20 protein-coding genes are annotated in these 18,360 nt (G+C 36.0%); 18 read left to right on the top strand and 2 right to left on the bottom strand.

All coding sequences use genetic code 11. The features are described from left to right. The first annotated feature begins 51 nt into the window (after positions 1–51). Genes K332_RS0102820 through spoVM form a run of 6 tightly spaced genes read left to right on the top strand, consistent with a single transcriptional unit; the run spans position 52 to position 5,214 of the window. Positions 52–813 (top strand): Stp1/IreP family PP2C-type Ser/Thr phosphatase, encoded by a 762-nt coding sequence (locus tag K332_RS0102820; protein WP_026906068.1) that lies wholly within the window; start codon positions 52–54, stop codon positions 811–813. Next, positions 807–2,876, top strand: coding sequence for a Stk1 family PASTA domain-containing Ser/Thr kinase (gene pknB / locus K332_RS0102825; protein WP_026906069.1), 2,070 nt, complete (start codon positions 807–809; stop codon positions 2,874–2,876). Before K332_RS0102820 ends, pknB begins: the two co-directional genes overlap by 7 nt. 13 nt (positions 2,877–2,889) lie before the next feature. Then, positions 2,890–3,771 carry a ribosome small subunit-dependent GTPase A gene (gene rsgA / locus K332_RS0102830; RefSeq protein ID WP_026906070.1) on the top strand — a complete coding sequence of 294 codons (882 nt, stop codon included), beginning with the start codon at positions 2,890–2,892 and terminating at the stop codon, positions 3,769–3,771. Position 3,772: 1 nt separating this feature from the next. Then, positions 3,773–4,429, top strand: coding sequence for a ribulose-phosphate 3-epimerase (gene rpe / locus K332_RS0102835; protein ID WP_026906071.1), 657 nt, complete (start codon positions 3,773–3,775; stop codon positions 4,427–4,429). 9 nt (positions 4,430–4,438) lie between these two features. Then, on the top strand, positions 4,439–5,083 hold the full coding sequence (locus tag K332_RS0102840) for a thiamine diphosphokinase (RefSeq protein ID WP_026906072.1): 645 nt from the start codon (positions 4,439–4,441) through the stop codon (positions 5,081–5,083). 47 nt (positions 5,084–5,130) lie between these two features. Further along, positions 5,131–5,214, top strand: a complete 84-nt coding sequence (spoVM, locus tag K332_RS21865; protein ID WP_036687879.1) for a stage V sporulation protein SpoVM — start codon at positions 5,131–5,133, stop codon at positions 5,212–5,214. A gap of 732 nt (positions 5,215–5,946) precedes the next feature. Here spoVM and rpmB read toward each other — a convergent pair. Further along, positions 5,947–6,135, bottom strand: a complete 189-nt coding sequence (gene rpmB / locus K332_RS0102855; protein ID WP_026906074.1) for a 50S ribosomal protein L28 — start codon at positions 6,133–6,135, stop codon at positions 5,947–5,949. Positions 6,136–6,418: 283 nt separating this feature from the next. Here rpmB and K332_RS0102860 point away from each other — a divergent pair, with 283 nt between their 5' ends. From K332_RS0102860 to K332_RS0102875, 4 genes are all read left to right on the top strand, one after another. After that, a complete protein-coding gene (locus tag K332_RS0102860) occupies positions 6,419–6,781 on the top strand; it encodes an Asp23/Gls24 family envelope stress response protein (protein WP_026906075.1) in 363 nt (120 codons plus the stop codon). Positions 6,782–6,814: 33 nt separating this feature from the next. Next, positions 6,815–8,476 (top strand): DAK2 domain-containing protein, encoded by a 1,662-nt coding sequence (locus K332_RS0102865; protein WP_026906076.1) that lies wholly within the window; start codon positions 6,815–6,817, stop codon positions 8,474–8,476. Between the two features lie 213 nt (positions 8,477–8,689). Beyond that, on the top strand, positions 8,690–8,881 hold the full coding sequence (locus K332_RS0102870) for a hypothetical protein (RefSeq protein WP_026906077.1): 192 nt from the start codon (positions 8,690–8,692) through the stop codon (positions 8,879–8,881). Beyond that, on the top strand, positions 8,878–9,525 hold the full coding sequence (locus K332_RS0102875; RefSeq protein WP_026906078.1) for a DsbA family oxidoreductase: 648 nt from the start codon (positions 8,878–8,880) through the stop codon (positions 9,523–9,525). The genes K332_RS0102870 and K332_RS0102875 overlap by 4 nt, the downstream gene beginning before the upstream one ends. Positions 9,526–9,599: 74 nt before the next feature. Here the strand turns inward: K332_RS0102875 and K332_RS0102880 are convergent, their stop codons facing one another. Further along, positions 9,600–10,868 carry an NCS2 family permease gene (locus K332_RS0102880; protein ID WP_026906079.1) on the bottom strand — a complete coding sequence of 423 codons (1,269 nt, stop codon included), beginning with the start codon at positions 10,866–10,868 and terminating at the stop codon, positions 9,600–9,602. Positions 10,869–11,026: 158 nt separating this feature from the next. Between K332_RS0102880 and sdaAB the strand changes: the two genes are divergently transcribed. The 8 genes from sdaAB to K332_RS0102920 all read left to right on the top strand — a co-directional run bounded on the left by sdaAB (position 11,027) and on the right by K332_RS0102920 (position 18,298). Then, positions 11,027–11,689, top strand: a complete 663-nt coding sequence (gene sdaAB, locus K332_RS0102885; RefSeq protein WP_026906080.1) for an L-serine ammonia-lyase, iron-sulfur-dependent subunit beta — start codon at positions 11,027–11,029, stop codon at positions 11,687–11,689. A gap of 14 nt (positions 11,690–11,703) precedes the next feature. Next, positions 11,704–12,579, top strand: a complete 876-nt coding sequence (gene sdaAA, locus K332_RS0102890; protein ID WP_026906081.1) for an L-serine ammonia-lyase, iron-sulfur-dependent, subunit alpha — start codon at positions 11,704–11,706, stop codon at positions 12,577–12,579. 14 nt (positions 12,580–12,593) lie between these two features. Continuing rightward, entirely contained in the window at positions 12,594–14,627 is a 2,034-nt protein-coding gene (gene recG, locus K332_RS0102895; protein WP_026906082.1) for an ATP-dependent DNA helicase RecG, read from the top strand. Positions 14,628–14,736: 109 nt separating this feature from the next. Beyond that, on the top strand, positions 14,737–15,309 hold the full coding sequence (gene fapR / locus K332_RS0102900) for a transcription factor FapR (RefSeq protein ID WP_026906083.1): 573 nt from the start codon (positions 14,737–14,739) through the stop codon (positions 15,307–15,309). A 3-nt stretch (positions 15,310–15,312) separates the two neighbouring features. Next, entirely contained in the window at positions 15,313–16,317 is a 1,005-nt protein-coding gene (gene plsX, locus K332_RS0102905) for a phosphate acyltransferase PlsX (RefSeq protein WP_026906084.1), read from the top strand. Beyond that, complete coding sequence (gene fabD, locus K332_RS0102910; protein WP_026906085.1) at positions 16,317–17,255, top strand: ACP S-malonyltransferase; 939 nt, start codon at positions 16,317–16,319, stop codon at positions 17,253–17,255. Before plsX ends, fabD begins: the two co-directional genes overlap by 1 nt. Then, on the top strand, positions 17,255–17,995 hold the full coding sequence (gene fabG, locus K332_RS0102915) for a 3-oxoacyl-[acyl-carrier-protein] reductase (RefSeq protein ID WP_026906086.1): 741 nt from the start codon (positions 17,255–17,257) through the stop codon (positions 17,993–17,995). Before fabD ends, fabG begins: the two co-directional genes overlap by 1 nt. 66 nt (positions 17,996–18,061) lie before the next feature. Next, a complete protein-coding gene (locus K332_RS0102920; RefSeq protein WP_026906087.1) occupies positions 18,062–18,298 on the top strand; it encodes an acyl carrier protein in 237 nt (78 codons plus the stop codon). Positions 18,299–18,360 lie beyond the last annotated feature (62 nt).

Consider the following 18,360-nt stretch of genomic DNA (forward strand, 5'->3'; position numbering starts at 1 on the left):
TTACGTACCTACCTACGAAAAAGTATTGCTTTAGGATTAGGGGTGATAGAAATGGAAGGACATTTTTTTACAGATCGTGGTCAAGTTCGAATTCATAATGAAGACTCAGGTGGAATATTAGCTGGTGCAAATGGTCAATATTTAGCTATTATTGCGGATGGTATGGGAGGGCATCAAGCTGGAGACGTAGCTAGTATGATGGCTACCAACGCCTTTGAAAAGAAATGGAATGAAAATGAAGGATTTGATTCACCGGAAGCGGTAGAGAAATGGCTAAAACAAACTTTACTTGAAGCAAATAAATTAATATATCAGCATTCAGTAGAGAATGAGGAATGTCAAGGCATGGGTACAACCATTGTCGTTGCTATTTGTACGGAAGAGTTTATTACTGTTGCCCATATTGGAGATAGTAGATGTTACTTATATAATAATTTTAGCTTTAAACAATTAACGGAAGACCACACACTGGTTAACGCGCTTGTTCAAACAGGACAAATTTCAAAAGATGATGCACTTGTACACCCTAGGAAGAATGTTGTCCTTAAAGCACTTGGTACTGGGGAAATAGTTGAACCTGACATCCAAACTATCTCTTGGGAAGATGGAGATAAACTATTATTATGTTCTGATGGATTAACTGATAAAGTTCTAGATGATGAATTGGCTGAATATATGAAATCCGCTACCAATATTAAAGAAATTGGACAAAGCCTTGTTGACTTAGCAAATGAGCGTGGTGGGGAGGATAATGTTTCGCTTGTAATCTTACAGCATGAAACGAATGTGGAAGAAGGTGAGTCTTCATGCTAAATGGTCATTTACTAAACGAACGCTATCGTATTAAAGAAAAAATTGGCGGAGGTGGAATGGCTGACGTATATCTTGCGAAAGATATCATTCTAGATCGCCAAGTAGCTATTAAAGTACTTCGTTTAGAATATGCGAATGATGAAGAATTTATTGCAAGATTTGATCGAGAAGCCCAATCTGCTACAAGTCTTTCGCATCCAAATGTCGTAACCATTTACGATGTGGGAGAAGAAGAACAAATCCTTTACATGGTGATGGAATACGTGGATGGGATGACACTAAAGGAATTTATCCAACGTTATGGTCCAATTGATGTGCCAGAAGCAATTGAAATTATGAAGCAAATGACTGCTGCTATTGCCCATGCACATGAAAATGGCATTGTTCACCGGGATATTAAGCCACAAAATATATTAATTGATACATATGGACATATAAAAGTTACGGATTTTGGAATTGCAGTTGCATTAAGTGCCACATCACTCACTCAAACAAACTCAATATTAGGATCTGTACATTATTTATCCCCTGAACAAGCAAGGGGTGGAATGGCTACTAAGAAGTCTGATATCTATTCATTAGGTATTGTTCTCTTTGAAATGTTAACTGGACGTTTGCCTTTCCAAGGACAGTCACCGGTTTCCATTGCATTAAAACATTTACAAAGTGATACACCATCTGTGAGAAGATTTAGTCCTGATGTACCACAAAGTGTTGAAAACATTGTTCTAAAGGCAACAGCAAAGGACCCATTTCATCGTTTTAATACTGTTTATGAAATGGAAGAAAGTTTGGAAGTTGCGCTTTCACCGGAAAAAATAGACGAACCAAAATATTTTCCACCAACCGAAGTGGGAGAAGAAACAAAGGCAATACCTATTATTACGGAGAGTCAGCTTGAAAACATTCACCAAGATACAATTATTCATCAAGCAAATGCAGAAACAAAAAAAGTGGGTAGCAATGGACAAACTCAAAAAGATTCTGTAAACAAAAAGAAGAAAAAGGATAAAAAGGATAAAAAGAAGAAAAAGAAGAAAAAAAATAAAAAACTACTTATTACTTCTATTGTTCTATTAGTTCTTTTATCACTAACTTTAGTATTGGTATTTGTCGTTCCAGCACTTACTAAGCCAAAGGATGTTACAATTCCAGATGTTATAGGGTATGAGTATAGTGAAGCTAAAGATGAATTAGAAAGTATCGGATTGAAAGTTGAAAGAGAAGATATACCCTCAGAGGAGATGGAGGAAGGAAAAGTTGTAAAGACAGATCCTAAACCAGAACGAACAGTAAAAGAAGGACAAACTGTTACGGTTTATATAAGTACAGGAAAAGAGAAGATCCCATTTGATGATTATGTTGGAAGACAGTTTGACGAAATCAAACGCTTATTAATAGAAAAGGGTTATGATGAAGACAATATTGTCGCATATGAGGAATTTTCATCCGAAAAGCCAGCTGGAGAAATTTTAAGACAAGTTCAACCAGTGGAAGGTGAGGAAGTAATCCCTGCAGAAGCAAAAGTTATCTTTGAAGTTAGTAAAGGCAAGGAACCTATAGAACTCGATAATCTTTATGGAATGACACAGGATGAAGCTAAAAAACATTTGGAGTCATTAGGACTAAAGATGCATCCTATTAAGGAAAATTCTGATACGGTTCCTGAAGGTATGGTTATTCGTCAAGACCCAAGTGCTAATACGGAAATGAATGAAGGGGATATCATTGATGTATATATATCAATTGGACCGGAAAAATTACCCGTTAATCAATATACTTTCGAATTTGACGTTAACTATACACTAGATGATGAACCTGATCCAGATAATGGAGAAGGTAGCGAGGATGAGCAAGAAAATAAAGAACTACCGCCTCAAATAGTCAATATTTATATTCAAGACTATGATAATAAAGATTTTTCTATTGTAGCTGAGCAATATAAAATTACAAAAGATGAAACGATAACGATAACATTAAAAATTGAACAGGGATCTGAAGGTCGTTATAAAGTTATGCGTGATGATGAGATTCTTATCGATAAAACTATTCCATTTGAATGAAGAAGGTGAATAAATGCCGGAGGGCAGAATTGTAAAAGCTTTAAGTGGGTTCTATTATGTCCAAACAGCAGATGATTTGTTTCAGTGCAAAGGTAGAGGTGTATTTCGTAAAAAGAATATTACCCCACTTGTGGGTGATTTTGTATCTTTTGATATACGTGAGGAAAAAGAAGGGTATATTACTGAAATTAAACCAAGGACGAATGAATTAATTCGTCCTCCAATCGCTAATATTACACAGGCAATCATTGTAAGTTCAGCGATAATGCCTGATTTTAGTACTACATTACTTGATCGATTTTTAGTATTAATTGAAGCAAAAGGAATAACACCTATTATTTTTCTATCTAAAACGGACTTACTTACAGAGGAACAGTTATTAACATTAAAAGAATATCAAGCCGACTATGAAGCTATCGGCTATAAAGTTGAATTATTTTCAGCTAAAGAACCGCAAGAAATGGACCGAATTAAGGGTTATATGAAGAATCAAGTTACGGTTATTGCTGGGCAGTCTGGTGTTGGTAAGTCTTCCTTTATAAATACGATAAGTCCTGATGCATTAATAAAAACTGCAGATATATCCAAGAGTTTGGGTCGTGGAAAACATACAACCAGACATGTTGAATTAATTGAAGTTAATGGTGGATTAGTGGCAGATACACCTGGATTTAGTGCGTTAGATTTTAATGAAATCAATGCAGAGGAATTAATGGATTGTTTTCCAGAAATTAGAGAGTTAAAAGATTATTGTAAGTTTAGAGGATGTTTACACTCGAAAGAACCAAAGTGTGCAGTAAAAGACGCAGCAGAAAAAGATGAACTTCCAAAATATCGCTATGACCATTACATTAGTTTTTTGGAAGAAATACAATCAAGAAAGCCGAGGTATTAAGATGGTTAAAATAGCACCCTCCATATTATCAGCTGATTTTGCAAAGCTGGGAGAAGAAATTATAGATGTAGAGAATGGTGGAGCGGATTATATCCATGTAGATGTAATGGATGGACATTTTGTTCCTAACATTACAATTGGACCATTAATTGTGGATGCAATTAAACCAGTAACTTCATTACCATTAGATGTTCATCTAATGATTGAAAATCCAGATCAATATATTCCTGAATTTGCTAAAGCAGGAGCATCCATCATTACTGTTCATCAAGAGGCAAGTGTTCATCTTCATAGAACAATTCAATTAATTAAATCAACCGGAGCAAAAGCAGGGGTTGCAGTAAATCCAGGGACACCAGTTGAAATGATTCGTGATTGTTTAGGTGATGTTGATTTAGTTCTTATCATGACAGTCAATCCTGGTTTTGGTGGACAGTCCTTTATTCCACAAACATTAGAAAAAATAAAACAAATAGCAACTTGGAGAAAAGAACGTGGACTTTCATTTGAAATTGAAGTTGATGGTGGAGTTAATGTATCAACAGCAAAAGCTTGTACGGATGCTGGAGTCGATGTGTTAGTTGCAGGGAGTGCTGTTTATAATAAAGAAGACAGAAAAAAAGCAATTCTAGATATAAGACAAGCTGCTAAACAATAGGTGATCTGAATGGTTACAGTCGGCATTGTTGGAAATGGTCCTGCTTATCTCATTCCTGATTTATCATTATATCATGAAAAAATTGATATATGGATAGGAGCAGATAAGGGGGCTCTTTCTATACTAACAACAAAAAATAACTTGGATTATGCAATCGGTGACTTTGATTCTGTTACCACAGAAGAACTAGCCACTATTAAAAAGCTAGCTAAAAGTATTGACCAATATGAGATTGAAAAAGATTTTACTGATTTAGAATTGGCAATACAAAAAGCAATATCTTTAAAGCCCTCTACCATTTACTTTTTTGGAGTAACTGGAGGTAGATTGGATCACACATTAGTTAATATTCAGTTGTTAGAACAAGTATTAATTAATAATATTGTTGGAGTAATTATTGATAATAAAAATCAGCTTGAACTTCATTATCCTGGTTTATACACAATAGAAAATGATGATAATTTTCCTACAGTCTCCTTTATCCCTATTACAAAAGATGTAAAGGGCTTAACACTTACAGGATTCTATTATCCATTAATAAATGCGACGATTAATATGGGTTCTACACTCTCTATTTCAAACAAGCTAATATCAAATAATGGTACTTTTTCGTTTGAAGAAGGCATAGTATTAGTTGTAAGGAGTCGTGGTTAATTAGACGATTCATGTAATCGTGTTTGTAAATGGAGGAGGGCGAACTTATGAAATTTTATACTATTAAGCTCCCTAGAGTTCTTGGAGGATTTGTTCGTGTAGTGATTGGGATTTTTAAGAAAGATAAGTAAGATTTTTTGCTTTTGTCATTTACTGGCAGAAGCTCTTTTTTTGTACGGGTTGTTGCTTTTACCATTTTACCGAGACCGTATTCTAATTGGTAAGTACACAATTTGTATAGAGTGTGAAGTAACAAGGACTATGTTTTCATAATTCGGGCCCATGTTTTCCTGAATCGGTCGCATGCTCTGGCTGTAAGGGCCATGTTTTCCCGAATTGGTCGCATGTTCTGTTTAAGAGGGCTCATGTTTTCCAGAATCGGTCGCATGCTCTGGCTGTGAGGGCCATGTTTTCCCGAATTGGTCGCATGTTTTGTTTAAGAGGGCCCATGTTTTCCCGAATTGGTCGCATGTTTCTTTAAGAGGGCTCATGTTTTCCTGAAACGGGCGCATGTACTGTTTAAGAGGGTTCATGTTTTCCCGAATCGGGCGCATGGCTTCTCGCACCTTGAGGCCTCAACACAGGAAATCTGTAAATTTATACGGAAACCCACGTACTTCATTTAATAAGTTAAGTTACGTCGCATTTTCCATCAACTACGAAAATAAAGAAGCAACAAATACTTCGAGCAGATCCTTTTTAAGAAATATATTTGGTCTTATTGTTCTTCTATTCATCAATCGCCTAATTCAGTGATCAATCTTTCAATATAATCAAACCATAGAAAAAAGCACCCATTGTTTAGGATGGGTGCTTTTAGCTAATAACTAATGTAAATACAGTAAAATGATCCTGAGTATATATTATACGCGTTCCACTTTACCAGATTTAAGTGCGCGTGCAGACACATAAACACGTTGTGGTTTTCCATCTACCATAATACGGACTTTTTGCACATTAGCTTTCCATTTACGTCTGTTGGAATTCATAGCGTGAGAGCGTTGGTTTCCAGTATTAGTCTTACGCCCAGTAATAACACATTTTCTTGCCATGGTAATCCCTCCTACTCTTAACATAAGTCAAATTAATACTTATACAATTTAACACATGTCGAGAAAGATTGCAATAAGTATGCAAAGAAATATCACTTGACAGAATGAATAGAATCGTGCATTGTTATAAGAGGCAAAATCTTTGTTAACTCTTGACATTAAAGGATTACACACCATGATTATTACAAGCAAACTAATTGATAACGCTAAGAGTGTTAAGTGCAAAAGTAAATGATTTGTAGTAAAATATCCTTAAGATGAAGAAGTTTAAAGGAGGATAATAATGTCCATTGAATTGAATACAAAAGATGGTCACATAACAATAACAACCGAAGTTATTGCAACAATAGCAGGTGGCGCAGCTGTCGAATGCTACGGTATTGTAGGTATGGCATCCAAAAGTCAAATCAGAGATGGTATCGCTGAAATTCTTCGTAAAGAAAATTATTCTCGAGGAATAGTGGTAAGACAGGAAGACAATTCATTACATATCGATATGTATATAATTGTTAGTTACGGTACAAAAATATCTGAAGTGGCTAATAATGTGCAATCTCAAGTGAAATATACACTAAGTAAAACATTAGGGCTTGAAATTGATTCCGTGAATATTTACATACAAGGAGTACGTGTTGCAAAAGATTAATTTTTGCACGCCTGTTTAAAGGGAGGAACTATTGTGGCAGTACAAAAGCTTGAAGGCATTAAATTCGCACAAATGGTGCTTGCTGGAGCACACCATTTAACTAATAATGCCAAGAAAATTGATGCACTGAATGTGTTTCCAGTACCAGATGGTGATACTGGAACGAATATGAATTTATCAATGACATCAGGTGCTAATGAAGTTAAGAAAAACAAATCTGAAAACATTTCTGAGGTTGCTCAAGCTTTTTCAAAAGGCTTACTAATGGGGGCACGCGGTAATTCTGGTGTTATTCTTTCTCAGATTTTTAGAGGATTTGCAAAAGGAATGGATAAGAAATCTTCTTTGACTACAAAAGATTTGGCGATTGCTTTTGATTCTGGTGTACAAACAGCTTATAAGGCTGTGATGAAACCTGTTGAAGGAACAATATTAACTGTAGCAAAAGATACTGCTAAAAAAGCAGTAGAAATTGCTGACACTGAAAATGATATTGTTGTAATGATGGAAAAAGTTTTACAAGAAGCAAAAGCATCCTTAAAACGAACACCGGATCTATTACCTGTATTAAAAGAAGTTGGAGTAGTGGATTCAGGTGGTCAAGGTCTTGTGACGGTTTATGAAGGATTTCTAGCAGCATTAAAAGGTGAGGAACTTCCTGAGGATTCAGATATAGTTGAAATGGATGAAATGGTTAACGCTGAACATCATCGATCTGCACAAGATTTCATGGATACATCTGATATCGAATTTGGCTATTGTACAGAATTTATGGTGAAATTTGATGATGAAAAACTAGAAGAAAATCCTTTTGATGAAATAGCTTTCCGAAATGAGTTAAGTGAACATGGTGATTCTTTACTAGTTGTTTCTGATGAAGAAGTTGTAAAGGTTCATGTTCATACAGAATATCCTGGAAATGTGTTAACCATAGGTCAACGTCACGGTAGTCTAATCAATATGAAAATTGAAAATATGCGCGAACAGCATACAGCTATCGTTGGTGATAAAAAGAACAGTGACAAACCAAAAGAAAAGGCTGAATATGGTATTGTAACGGTCGCAATGGGTTCTGGGCTTAAGACGTTATTTGAAAGTCTTGGTGCTTCAGTTGTGATTGAAGGTGGACAAACTATGAATCCTAGTACACAGGATATTGCAGACGCAATTGCAGAAGCTAACGCTAAAAACGTTATCGTCTTACCGAATAACAAAAATATTGTAATGGCAGCTGAACAAGCTCAAGAACTAGCTGAAGCTAATGTAGCAGTTGTTACTACTAAAACTATTCCTCAAGGTATAAGTGCACTATTAGCATTCCATCCAGAGGAAGACCTAGACACGAATAAAAATAATATGACTGAAGCAAGCTCACTTGTGAAAACTGGGCAAATTACTTATGCAGTTAGAGATACTCAAATTGATGGAATTTCGATTGAGAATGGTAACTTCATGGGTATAGCAGATGGTAAGATAGTTACAACTCACAAGGATCGGCTTGAGGCTGTCAAACAGCTATTCAATGATTTAATCACTGAAGACGATGAAATTTTAACCATTCTTTCAGGAGAAGGCGTAACAGAAGACGAAATAAATGAATTAGTTAGCTACGTAGAAGAAACATATGAAGACGTAGAAATCGAAATTCACAATGGAAATCAACCTATTTACTCCTATATTTTCTCTGTAGAATAATTCAGTTGGTATTTCAAATTTTTATAAATAGAAAAACTAGTATTGGACCAAATCACTTTTAGATTTGGTCTTTTATTTTGTCCTTTTTTGATGAAATTGGATTTCTTAATGGAACTTGGATAAGAATATTATAATGAAATGGCCAGTTCAATTATTAGAATGCGTAGGAGATTTCCTCTATAATCATGGATAAGGGAAAAGGAGGAGTTATTGATGTTGAAAGACAAGCAGACTCAACCTGCAACATCGTCAAATAAGAAAAAGGATTCTAGAGAAAAATTGGAAGACCTGAGTACGTTAAAGAAATTAAAAAGTATTGATTTAGACACTTCCTCAGGATTTATTTGCGATATTAATACTGGTATTTGTGGGCCAGTAAACCAAAAGAAAGAGGGAAAAGAATGAAAATAACAATTTGGTCAGACTTTGTATGTCCTTTCTGCTTTATAGGAGAATCTCATCTTAATCAAGCATTGGAGAGTTTTGAACATGTTAATGAGGTTGAGGTAGAATATAAAAGCTTCTTACTGATGCCGGATGCAAAATATGTGCCTGGTCAAGGTTATGCAGAAACATTTTCTAAAATGAAAGGTATTCCGTTAGAACAGGCCAAGTCTATGCTAGACCCAGTTATAGAAATGGCTAAAGCTTCTGGGGTTGAAATTAATTACGATAAGGCTAAACTTTCAAGTACTTATGACGCACATCGAGTATTTCAATATGCAAAAGAGCAAGGAAAAGGAAATGAATTTTTCAATCGTTTCTATCGTGCGCATTTCACAGAAGGTGAAGTTCTAAGTGAAACAGAAACAATCGTACGGTTATCAGGAGAAGTGGGATTAAATGGTGCAGAAGTAATGAAAATCATGGAAAGCAAAGAGTATACAGATCAAATGTCTCAGGACCTCTCGGAAGCTCGTTCCGTTGGTGTACAAGGTGTTCCTTTTTTTGTCTTCGTTGATAAGTATGCTGTTTCTGGTGCACAGCCAGTTGAGGTATTTCAGCAAGTACTTAATCAGGTTTGGGAGGAAGAATATTCTTCTAAGTAAATCATTTTTTAGAATTCAGCTTTTAGATATAATACTGTAAAAAAAGATTCGCCCTCAAATAAAGGCGAATCTTTTTATATACCAGCTATTTTTAATGCAAAATCACAAATAAACAATAATGAAATAATGACAATTGCTACGGATAACTCTTTCTGTTTCCCTAAAGCAAGTTTAACGATAGGGTAGGCGATGAATCCGAAAGCCATACCATCAGCAATGCTGTACGTAAATGGAATCATTACGATAATTAAGAAAGCAGGAATAGCTTCCGATATATTATCTAATGGAATATATCTAATGTTTTGCACCATTAGAAATCCAACAATAATTAGTATTGGGCTGATTGCTACATTAGGAATCATTGTAATCCATGGAATAACAAATATTGTTCCTAAAAAAAGAATGCTCGCTATAATAGCAGTAAGACCAGTTTTTCCCTTTGAAGCAATAACAGCAGCATTTTCTGCAGCTGAAACAGTCGGTGATGTTCCAAGAAATGCACAAGTCAGAGATGATATTGCAGTCGTTTTATAACTGCTATTATAAGACTCTTCTCGTCCAAGCATTCCAAGTTGACCATTTAATAAGCCCATGTTTTCAAAGATTAATATCATTGCCAATGGAAATACTGCAAGCCAAAAGGATAGTTCATCTATTGCAGTAAATGAAGGAATGAAAATTAAATCATTTGAAAAACTATTTATTTTTTTACCAACTTCTATAATACCAAATAAATAGGCAAGTACAGTTCCAATTATCATTGTAATTAGAAAGTTTGCAGGTACATTTTTTACAAATAAAAAGATCGCAACAAATAAAGTAATCAAACTTACAAGAATTACTGGTGAAGAAAAGTCACCAATCGCAATTATTGTATTTTCACCACTTGTTATTAAACCGCTTTTCTCCAAACCAATTAATATTAAGAAAAACCCGAGTCCAACACTAATTGCATGTTTCAATGAGTCGGGAATAGCTTCCTTTAAAAGAATTCCCAGTTTGGTAAAGGCAGTTAATAAAAATAGAAAAGAGGCTATTAAAACAACAGCAAGACCTTCCTGAAAGCTAAGCCCATTTCCTTGAACGATGGAATAAGCAAATAATGCATTGATGCCCATTCCAGGAATTAAAATTAATGGTAATTTACCGAAAAATCCCATGATAAGGGTCCCTACAAAACTTGCTAAAATGGTAGCCATCATACCCGATTCAAGTGAGATACCTGCTTCACTTAAAATAGATCCGTTAACAACAACAATATAGACAGTTGTTAGGTAACCAATAATACCAGCAATTATTTCATTGCGATAAGATGTCTTATCGTTTTTTGATAATCTAGGCATTGAATCTCCTCAAATTACTTTATCCCTCTCCCACCCGATTATATACATAATCAAATTAAATCTAAAAATCTATAATCCACAAATGATTATTATAGTAGTTTTTGTTATAATTTACAATAGGCGTCAAAATTTCTTTGAAAACATAAGGCGGTGTCAGAATGAAATATAATTCCGTTTTCGATATTATTGGTCCTGTCATGGTAGGGCCATCAAGTTCACATACAGCAGGTGCTGCACGGATTGGTCTTGCAGCACGTAATTTATTTGGAAGACAACCAAAGTGGGCTAAGATACATTTGTATGGTTCATTTGCTAAAACGTATCAAGGCCATGGTACGGATTTTGCATTAGCTGGAGGATTATTAGGTTTTCCAACAGAAGATACACGTATGAGTAAAGCTTTGCAGATAGCTAAAGAGGAAGGAATTCATATAGAATTTTTTGAAGATAGTTCAAAGACTGATCACCCTAATACAGTTCGACTTATTATAGGTGATGAAGAGGATAGTTTGGAGATAGTTGGTATTTCCATTGGTGGAGGAAAAGTGGAAATAACCGAATTAAATGGTTTCGCATTAAGACTATCTGGTAACCACCCAGCAATTCTAATTATGCATAACGATCGCTTTGGTGCAATTGCATCCGTCACGAAAATATTAGCAAAATATGAAATAAATATCGGTCATATGGAAGTAAATAGAAAAGATGTTGGTAAAGAAGCGTTAATGGTAATTGAAACTGACCAAAATGTTGCGGATGATATTTTACTAGAATTAAAAGAGTCTGAACATATTATACAGATTGCTAAAATCGTTAGCTAGAGGGGAGAATAACTATGTTCCGTACCGTTAAAGAATTAGTGGAAATAGCTGAAAAGGAAAATTTATTAATTTCCGAAGTGATGATTCGTCAAGAAATGGACATTAAAAATAAAACGCGTGAAGAAGTATTTGCGGAAATGGAAAGAAATCTCCAAGTAATGGAGAAGGCTGTAGAAGATAGTTTGAAAGGTGTTCAATCTGTTACAGGATTAACCGGGGGAGATGCCGTGAAAATCCAAACCTATATGCAAGATAGTACGCCTTTATCAGGTCATTTAATGCTGGATGCAGTAAGTAAAGCAATGGGGACGAATGAAGTTAATGCAGCAATGGGAGTCATTTGCGCAACCCCTACAGCAGGTAGTGCAGGTGTTGTTCCGGGAACATTGTTTGCAGTTAAAGAACAACTTAAACCTACTCGAGAACAAATGATACGCTATTTGTTTACTGCAGGAGCATTTGGTCTAGTTGTTGCGAATAATGCCTTTATCTCTGGAGCCGCTGGAGGCTGTCAAGCTGAGGTAGGTTCAGCAGGGGCAATGGCTTCGGCAGCAATTGTTGAAATGGCTGGCGGTACACCTCAAGCATCTGCAGAGGCATTTGCGATGACATTAAAAAATATGCTTGGGCTAGTATGTGACCCCGTTGCAGGGTTAGTAGAAGTACCTTGTGTAAAGCGAAATGCTGGCGGTTCTGCATTAGCCATTGTATCTGCGGATATGGCTTTGGCAGGTGTAGTTAGTCGGATACCTTGTGATGAGGTGATTGGTGCGATGTATCGAATTGGTAAGCAGATGCCATCGTCATTACGTGAGACAGGTGAAGGCGGTCTTGCTGATACACCAACAGGACGGTTCTTGAAGGAAAAGATTTTTGGTACGACAGTATAGAAAAGAGTGAGATTATGCTAGATAATTCCGTAGTTACTATTAAGGGAATAGGGGATAAGTTTGCCGAGGACCTACAGTCCTTAAATATATACACAGTTGAAGATTTGCTGTTTTATTTCCCTTCTAGATACGATGTTTTAGAAATCCAACCTTTAAGCGAGTTAATTCATGAGGATAAAGTTTCCATTGAGGGAAGGGTATTGAATGCCCCTTCTCTTTCCTTTTATGGGAGAAAGAAATCCCGGTTAACTTTTAATATTGAGGTGGAAAATATTGCAGTTAAAGCAGTTATGTTTAATCGGGCTTTTGCCAAAAACCAAATTAAAATGGGTGATGTGGTAACGTTAACTGGAAAATGGGATGCACATCGTCTTCAAATAACTGTTAGTAATTATCAAAAGGGCTCCATAGAAAAAACCTCTGAAATTCAACCGATTTATTCCATTAGAGGGGATGTCACGAGTTTCAGGTTAAAGAAGGCTATCCAACAAGCTATTCGTGAACAAGCCAATCAGGTTGAAGAAATCCTTCCTCCGGATATGTTATCAGCTTATAAAATTCCTAATCGCATGGGTGCTATGAAAACCATGCACTTCCCAGAAAGTCGAGTTGCATTAAAACATGCCAGAAGAAGATTTACTTACGAAGAGTTTTTATTATTTCAGTTAAAGATTCAAATATTAAGGAAAAGACGACGGGAAGCAACAGTTGGAAATTCACAGCATTATGATGCTATGAAACTTGAAACGTTTATAAGTAAGTTTCCTTTTTCATTAACAAATGCTCAAAAAAAATCATTAAATCAAATTTTATCTGATATGAAATCACCCTATAGAATGAATCGGTTATTACAAGGTGATGTAGGTTCAGGTAAGACAGCGGTAGCTGGGGTAGCATTATATGCTGCAATTACTGCTAAAAAGCAAGGGGCTTTAATGGTACCAACAGAAATTCTAGCTGAGCAGCATTTTCAATCTTTAACAGAAATGTTTGGTGATCTTGCAAGAGTTGAATTACTGACAGGCTCTATAAAAGGAAAAAGACGAAAAGAAATTCTTGCCGATGTGGAAAATCATCAGGTACATATTCTTGTTGGAACACACGCCTTAATTCAGGATGATGTTCATTTTGAGACCCTCGGATTAGTTGTTGTGGATGAACAGCATCGATTTGGTGTGGAACAAAGAAGGGCACTATCTAATAAAGGATTACATCCAGATGTCCTATTTATGACAGCGACACCCATTCCTAGGACATTAGCTATTACTGCGTTCGGAGATATGGATGTTTCTGTCATTGATGAAATGCCTGCAGGTAGAAAAGAAATCGAGACCTATTGGACAAAGGCAAACACATTTGATCGTGTACTCAACTTTATAGCAAAACATGTGGAAGCGGGGGAGCAAGCTTATATTATTTGTCCCTTGATTGAAGAATCGGACAAACTTGATATTCAAGACGCGGTGGATTTATACAATCAGCTAGAAGCATACTATCCGCCATCCATCCAAGTTGGATTAATGCATGGAAGACTTCATTCAACAGAGAAAGAAGAGATAATGAAAGAATTTGCAGCAAATAAAGTTCAAATTCTTGTTTCGACTACGGTTGTAGAAGTAGGTGTTAATGTTCCCAACGCAACCATAATGGTTATTTATGATGCAGAACGATTTGGACTTTCACAATTGCACCAATTAAGGGGAAGAGTTGGACGTGGTGATAAACAAAGCTATTGTATTCTAATTGCTGATCCAAAGAGTGAAAATGGAAAAGAGAGAATGCGCATCATGACGGAAACGAATAATGGTTTTAAACTTTCAGAAGAGGACTTAAAGCTACGCGGTCCTGGTGACTTTTTTGGGACGAAACAAAGCGGATTGCCTGATTTCAAAGTAGCGGACATGATTCATGATTACCGAGCACTTGAAACAGCAAGAAATGATGCACAAGAAATCATTGAATTTAATTTGTTAGAAGAAGATCCAAAATATGAACCATTAAGGACTTTATTAGAAAATGAAGGAGTATTCGATACTGTTCTAGATTAATTCATACTTGCATTATTTTCTTAGGTAATATATATTACTGTTAGTACCAAGTCTTAGTATCAACGATTATTATTATTAGAAAAATATTAAAAGTGGATGGTGTGCTTTAATGAGGATACCGAAAGTAAAGAGACAAGAAAAACTTAGGGAAACAATTGAAGAAACCCCCTTTATAACAGATGAAGAGCTAGCGAAAAAGTTTGACGTAAGTATTCAAACCATTCGATTGGATCGAATGGAATTATCGATTCCTGAATTAAGGGAAAGAATAAAAACGGTAGCAAAGAGTCAATGGAATGAAACAGTGAAATCTCTACCGCTTGAAGATGTAATTGGGGAAATAATTGATTTAGAGCTAGATAAACGCGCAATCTCTATTCTAGATATTGGGAAAGAACATGTTTTTACAAGGAACAATATTGCTAGAGGACATCATTTATTTGCACAAGCAAATTCACTTGCAGTAGCAGTCATAAATGATGAATTAGCATTAACTACTAAATCTGTAATTCATTTCAAGAGACAAGTACACCAAGGTGAACGAGTGGTTGCGAAGGCATTTGTTCAAGCTATAAGTGAAAAAGGACTTACAATTGTTCAAGTTGATAGTTTTGTAGATAGTGAAAAAGTTTTTTCCGGAGAATTTCATATGTACCGGTCAACAGAGAAAAAAGGAGAATAACAAATGAAAATTGCAATTGATGCTATGGGTGGTGACCATGCGCCAAAAGAAATCGTTTTAGGGGCGATGGATGCTGTTAAGCAAATAGCAAATCTACAAATTACACTTTTTGGTGATGAAGAAAAAATCTCACAATATTTGACTGACAAAGAGCGTATTCAAATTGTACATACAGACGAAGTCATTACAGGTGAGGATGAGCCAGTTAGAGCTGTTAGAAGAAAGAAAAACTCATCTATGGTTAAAATGGCTGAAGAAGTGAAAGATGGGCGTGCAGATGCATGTATTTCTGCCGGTAATACCGGCGCGCTAATGAGCGCTGGATTATTTGTTGTGGGAAGAATTCCTGGAATCGATCGTCCAGCATTATCTCCAACACTCCCAACATTAGACGGCACGGGATTCCTAATGTTAGATGTCGGTGCTAACGTGGATGCCAAGCCCAACCATTTATTACAGTATGCTATTATGGGATCTGTTTACGCAGAAAAGGTCCGGTCCATTAAAAATCCAAGAGTTGGTTTATTAAATGTTGGAACAGAGGATGGGAAGGGTAACGAATTAACAAAAAAAGCCTTTGATTTAATGAAAAAAGCACCAATAAACTTTGTTGGTAATGTTGAGGCTCGCGATTTACTAAATGGTGTAGCAGATGTCGTAGTTACAGATGGTTTTAGTGGAAACATTGCTCTGAAAACGATTGAAGGGACTGCTTCTTCGCTTTTTTCTATGCTAAAAGAAACCTTAATGTCTTCATTGAAAACAAAGCTAGCTGCTGGTATGGTTAAAAGTGATTTAAAAGGACTAAAGGATAAATTAGACTACTCTGAGTACGGTGGAGCTGCATTATTTGGTTTAGCGGCACCTGTAATAAAAGCACATGGTTCTTCCAATCGTCGTGCAATCTATAGTGCTATTAAGCAAACTTGTAACATGGTCGAACAACGGATGATAGGCACTATAAAAGAAACAGTTGAAACGATGCAACAAGGTAAGGGGGAAGACTAATGAAAAGAATTGCATTTATGTTTCCTGGTCAAGGTTCTCAAACGGTTGGAATGGGGAAAGAAATTCATGATGTATTTCCTAGTATTCAAGAATTATATACAAAGGCAAACGAAGTTATTGGAAAAGATTTAAAAAAATTAATGTTTGATGGTCCAACTGATAAATTAACAGAAACAGAAAATGCACAGCCTGCACTATTATTATCTAGTATTGCTTTATTTAACTTACTTTTAAAAGAAGATATTCAGCCTTCCATGGTGGTTGGTCATAGTTTGGGAGAATATAGTGCACTTGTTGCTGCGAATTCTATATCTATTGAAGAAGCATTACCATTAGTAGCTACTCGTGGAAGATTAATGGAAGAAGCATTTCCAAAAGGGCAGGGCACTATGGCGGCAGTTCTTGGTTTATCAGCAGAAGCAATTCAAGAGGTTCTAGAAGGTGTCACAGATGAAATTGTAGATCTTGCAAACATTAACTGTCCAGGACAAATCGTTATTTCCGGGTCACTTGCAGGTGTGGAAAAAGCTGGTAAACTTCTAAAAGAAAAAGGAGCAAAACGAGTTATTCCTTTAAATGTTAGCGGACCTTTTCATTCAAGATTAATGCAAGCAGCTAATAGTGACTTTGCAAAGCATTTAGATGAGGTAGTTATCCGTGATGCAAAAATTCCAGTCTATGCGAATGTAACAGCAGAAGCGGTAAGTAAACAAGATGAAATAAAGGAGCTGTTATTAAAGCAACTTTATTCTCCTGTTCGATTTGAGGAATCTATTCGCAGCATGATGGAAGCTGGTGTTGACGCTTTTGTTGAAGTTGGAAATGGAAAGGTATTGAGTGGTTTAGTAAAAAAAATAAATCGTCAAGCTACGATTTTCACCGTACAAGATCAAACATCCATGAATGATTTTATTACATGGTATAGGAGTGAAGCCTAATGTTAACAGGGAAAACTGCAATCGTTACAGGTGGCTCAAGGGGCATCGGTCGTTCCATTGCACTAGAACTTGCTAAAAATGGTGCAAATGTTGTGGTAAACTATGCTGGAAGTGAAGAAAAGGCACAAGCAGTTGTTGAAGAAATTGAGCAATTAGGTGTTAAAGCTTTTAAATTTCAAGCAGACGTTGCGGATGAAGCACAAGTTAAGGAAATGGTAAAACTTACAGTGGATTCTTTTGGTAGTGTAGATATTCTTGTTAATAATGCAGGAATAACTCGAGATAATCTATTAATGAGAATGAAAGAATCAGAATTTGACCAAGTTATTAATACAAATCTAAAAGGTGTATTCATCTGTACGAAGGCAGTTACTCGTCAAATGATGAAACAACGTTCTGGTAGGATTATTAATGTTGCTTCGATTGTAGGAGTAAGCGGTAATCCAGGACAAGCTAACTATGTTGCAGCTAAGGCAGGTGTTATTGGGTTAACCAAAACAACTGCTAAAGAGTTAGCTACACGTAATATTTTAGTCAATGCAATTGCTCCAGGATTTATTTCAACGGATATGACAGATCAATTAACAGATGAGCAAAAGAATGGCATGCTCAGCTTAATTCCACTTGCTAAATTAGGTGAGCCAGAAGATGTTGCAAAAGTTGTTCGCTTTTTAGCTTCAGACGATGCAAACTACATTACTGGTCAAACTATTCATATTGACGGTGGTATGGTAATGTAATATTCTTAGCTATCTAGCTATAGTCGCCGCTATCTTTTATAGTACTTTGAAAGGGGGTGAAAGTGTATGGCAGACGTATTTGATCGCGTAAAAGAAATTATTATTGATAAACTTGATGTGGAAGAATCAAAAGTTACAATGGAAGCATCTTTTAAAGATGATTTAGAAGCAGATTCATTAGATGTTGTTGAGCTAGTTATGGAGCTTGAGGATGAATTCGATATGGAAATTGCTGATGAAGAAGCAGAAAAAATTAACACTGTTGGTGATGCTGTAAATTACATAAACAATTTACAGGGCTAATATAAGGATAAGGGGAGTCTCGCTGGATGCGAGACTTTTCCATATAACTAGAAGAAAATTCG

This window comes from Paucisalibacillus globulus DSM 18846, from assembly GCF_000482485.1.
GTDB lineage: Bacteria > Bacillota > Bacilli > Bacillales > Amphibacillaceae > Ornithinibacillus > Ornithinibacillus globulus.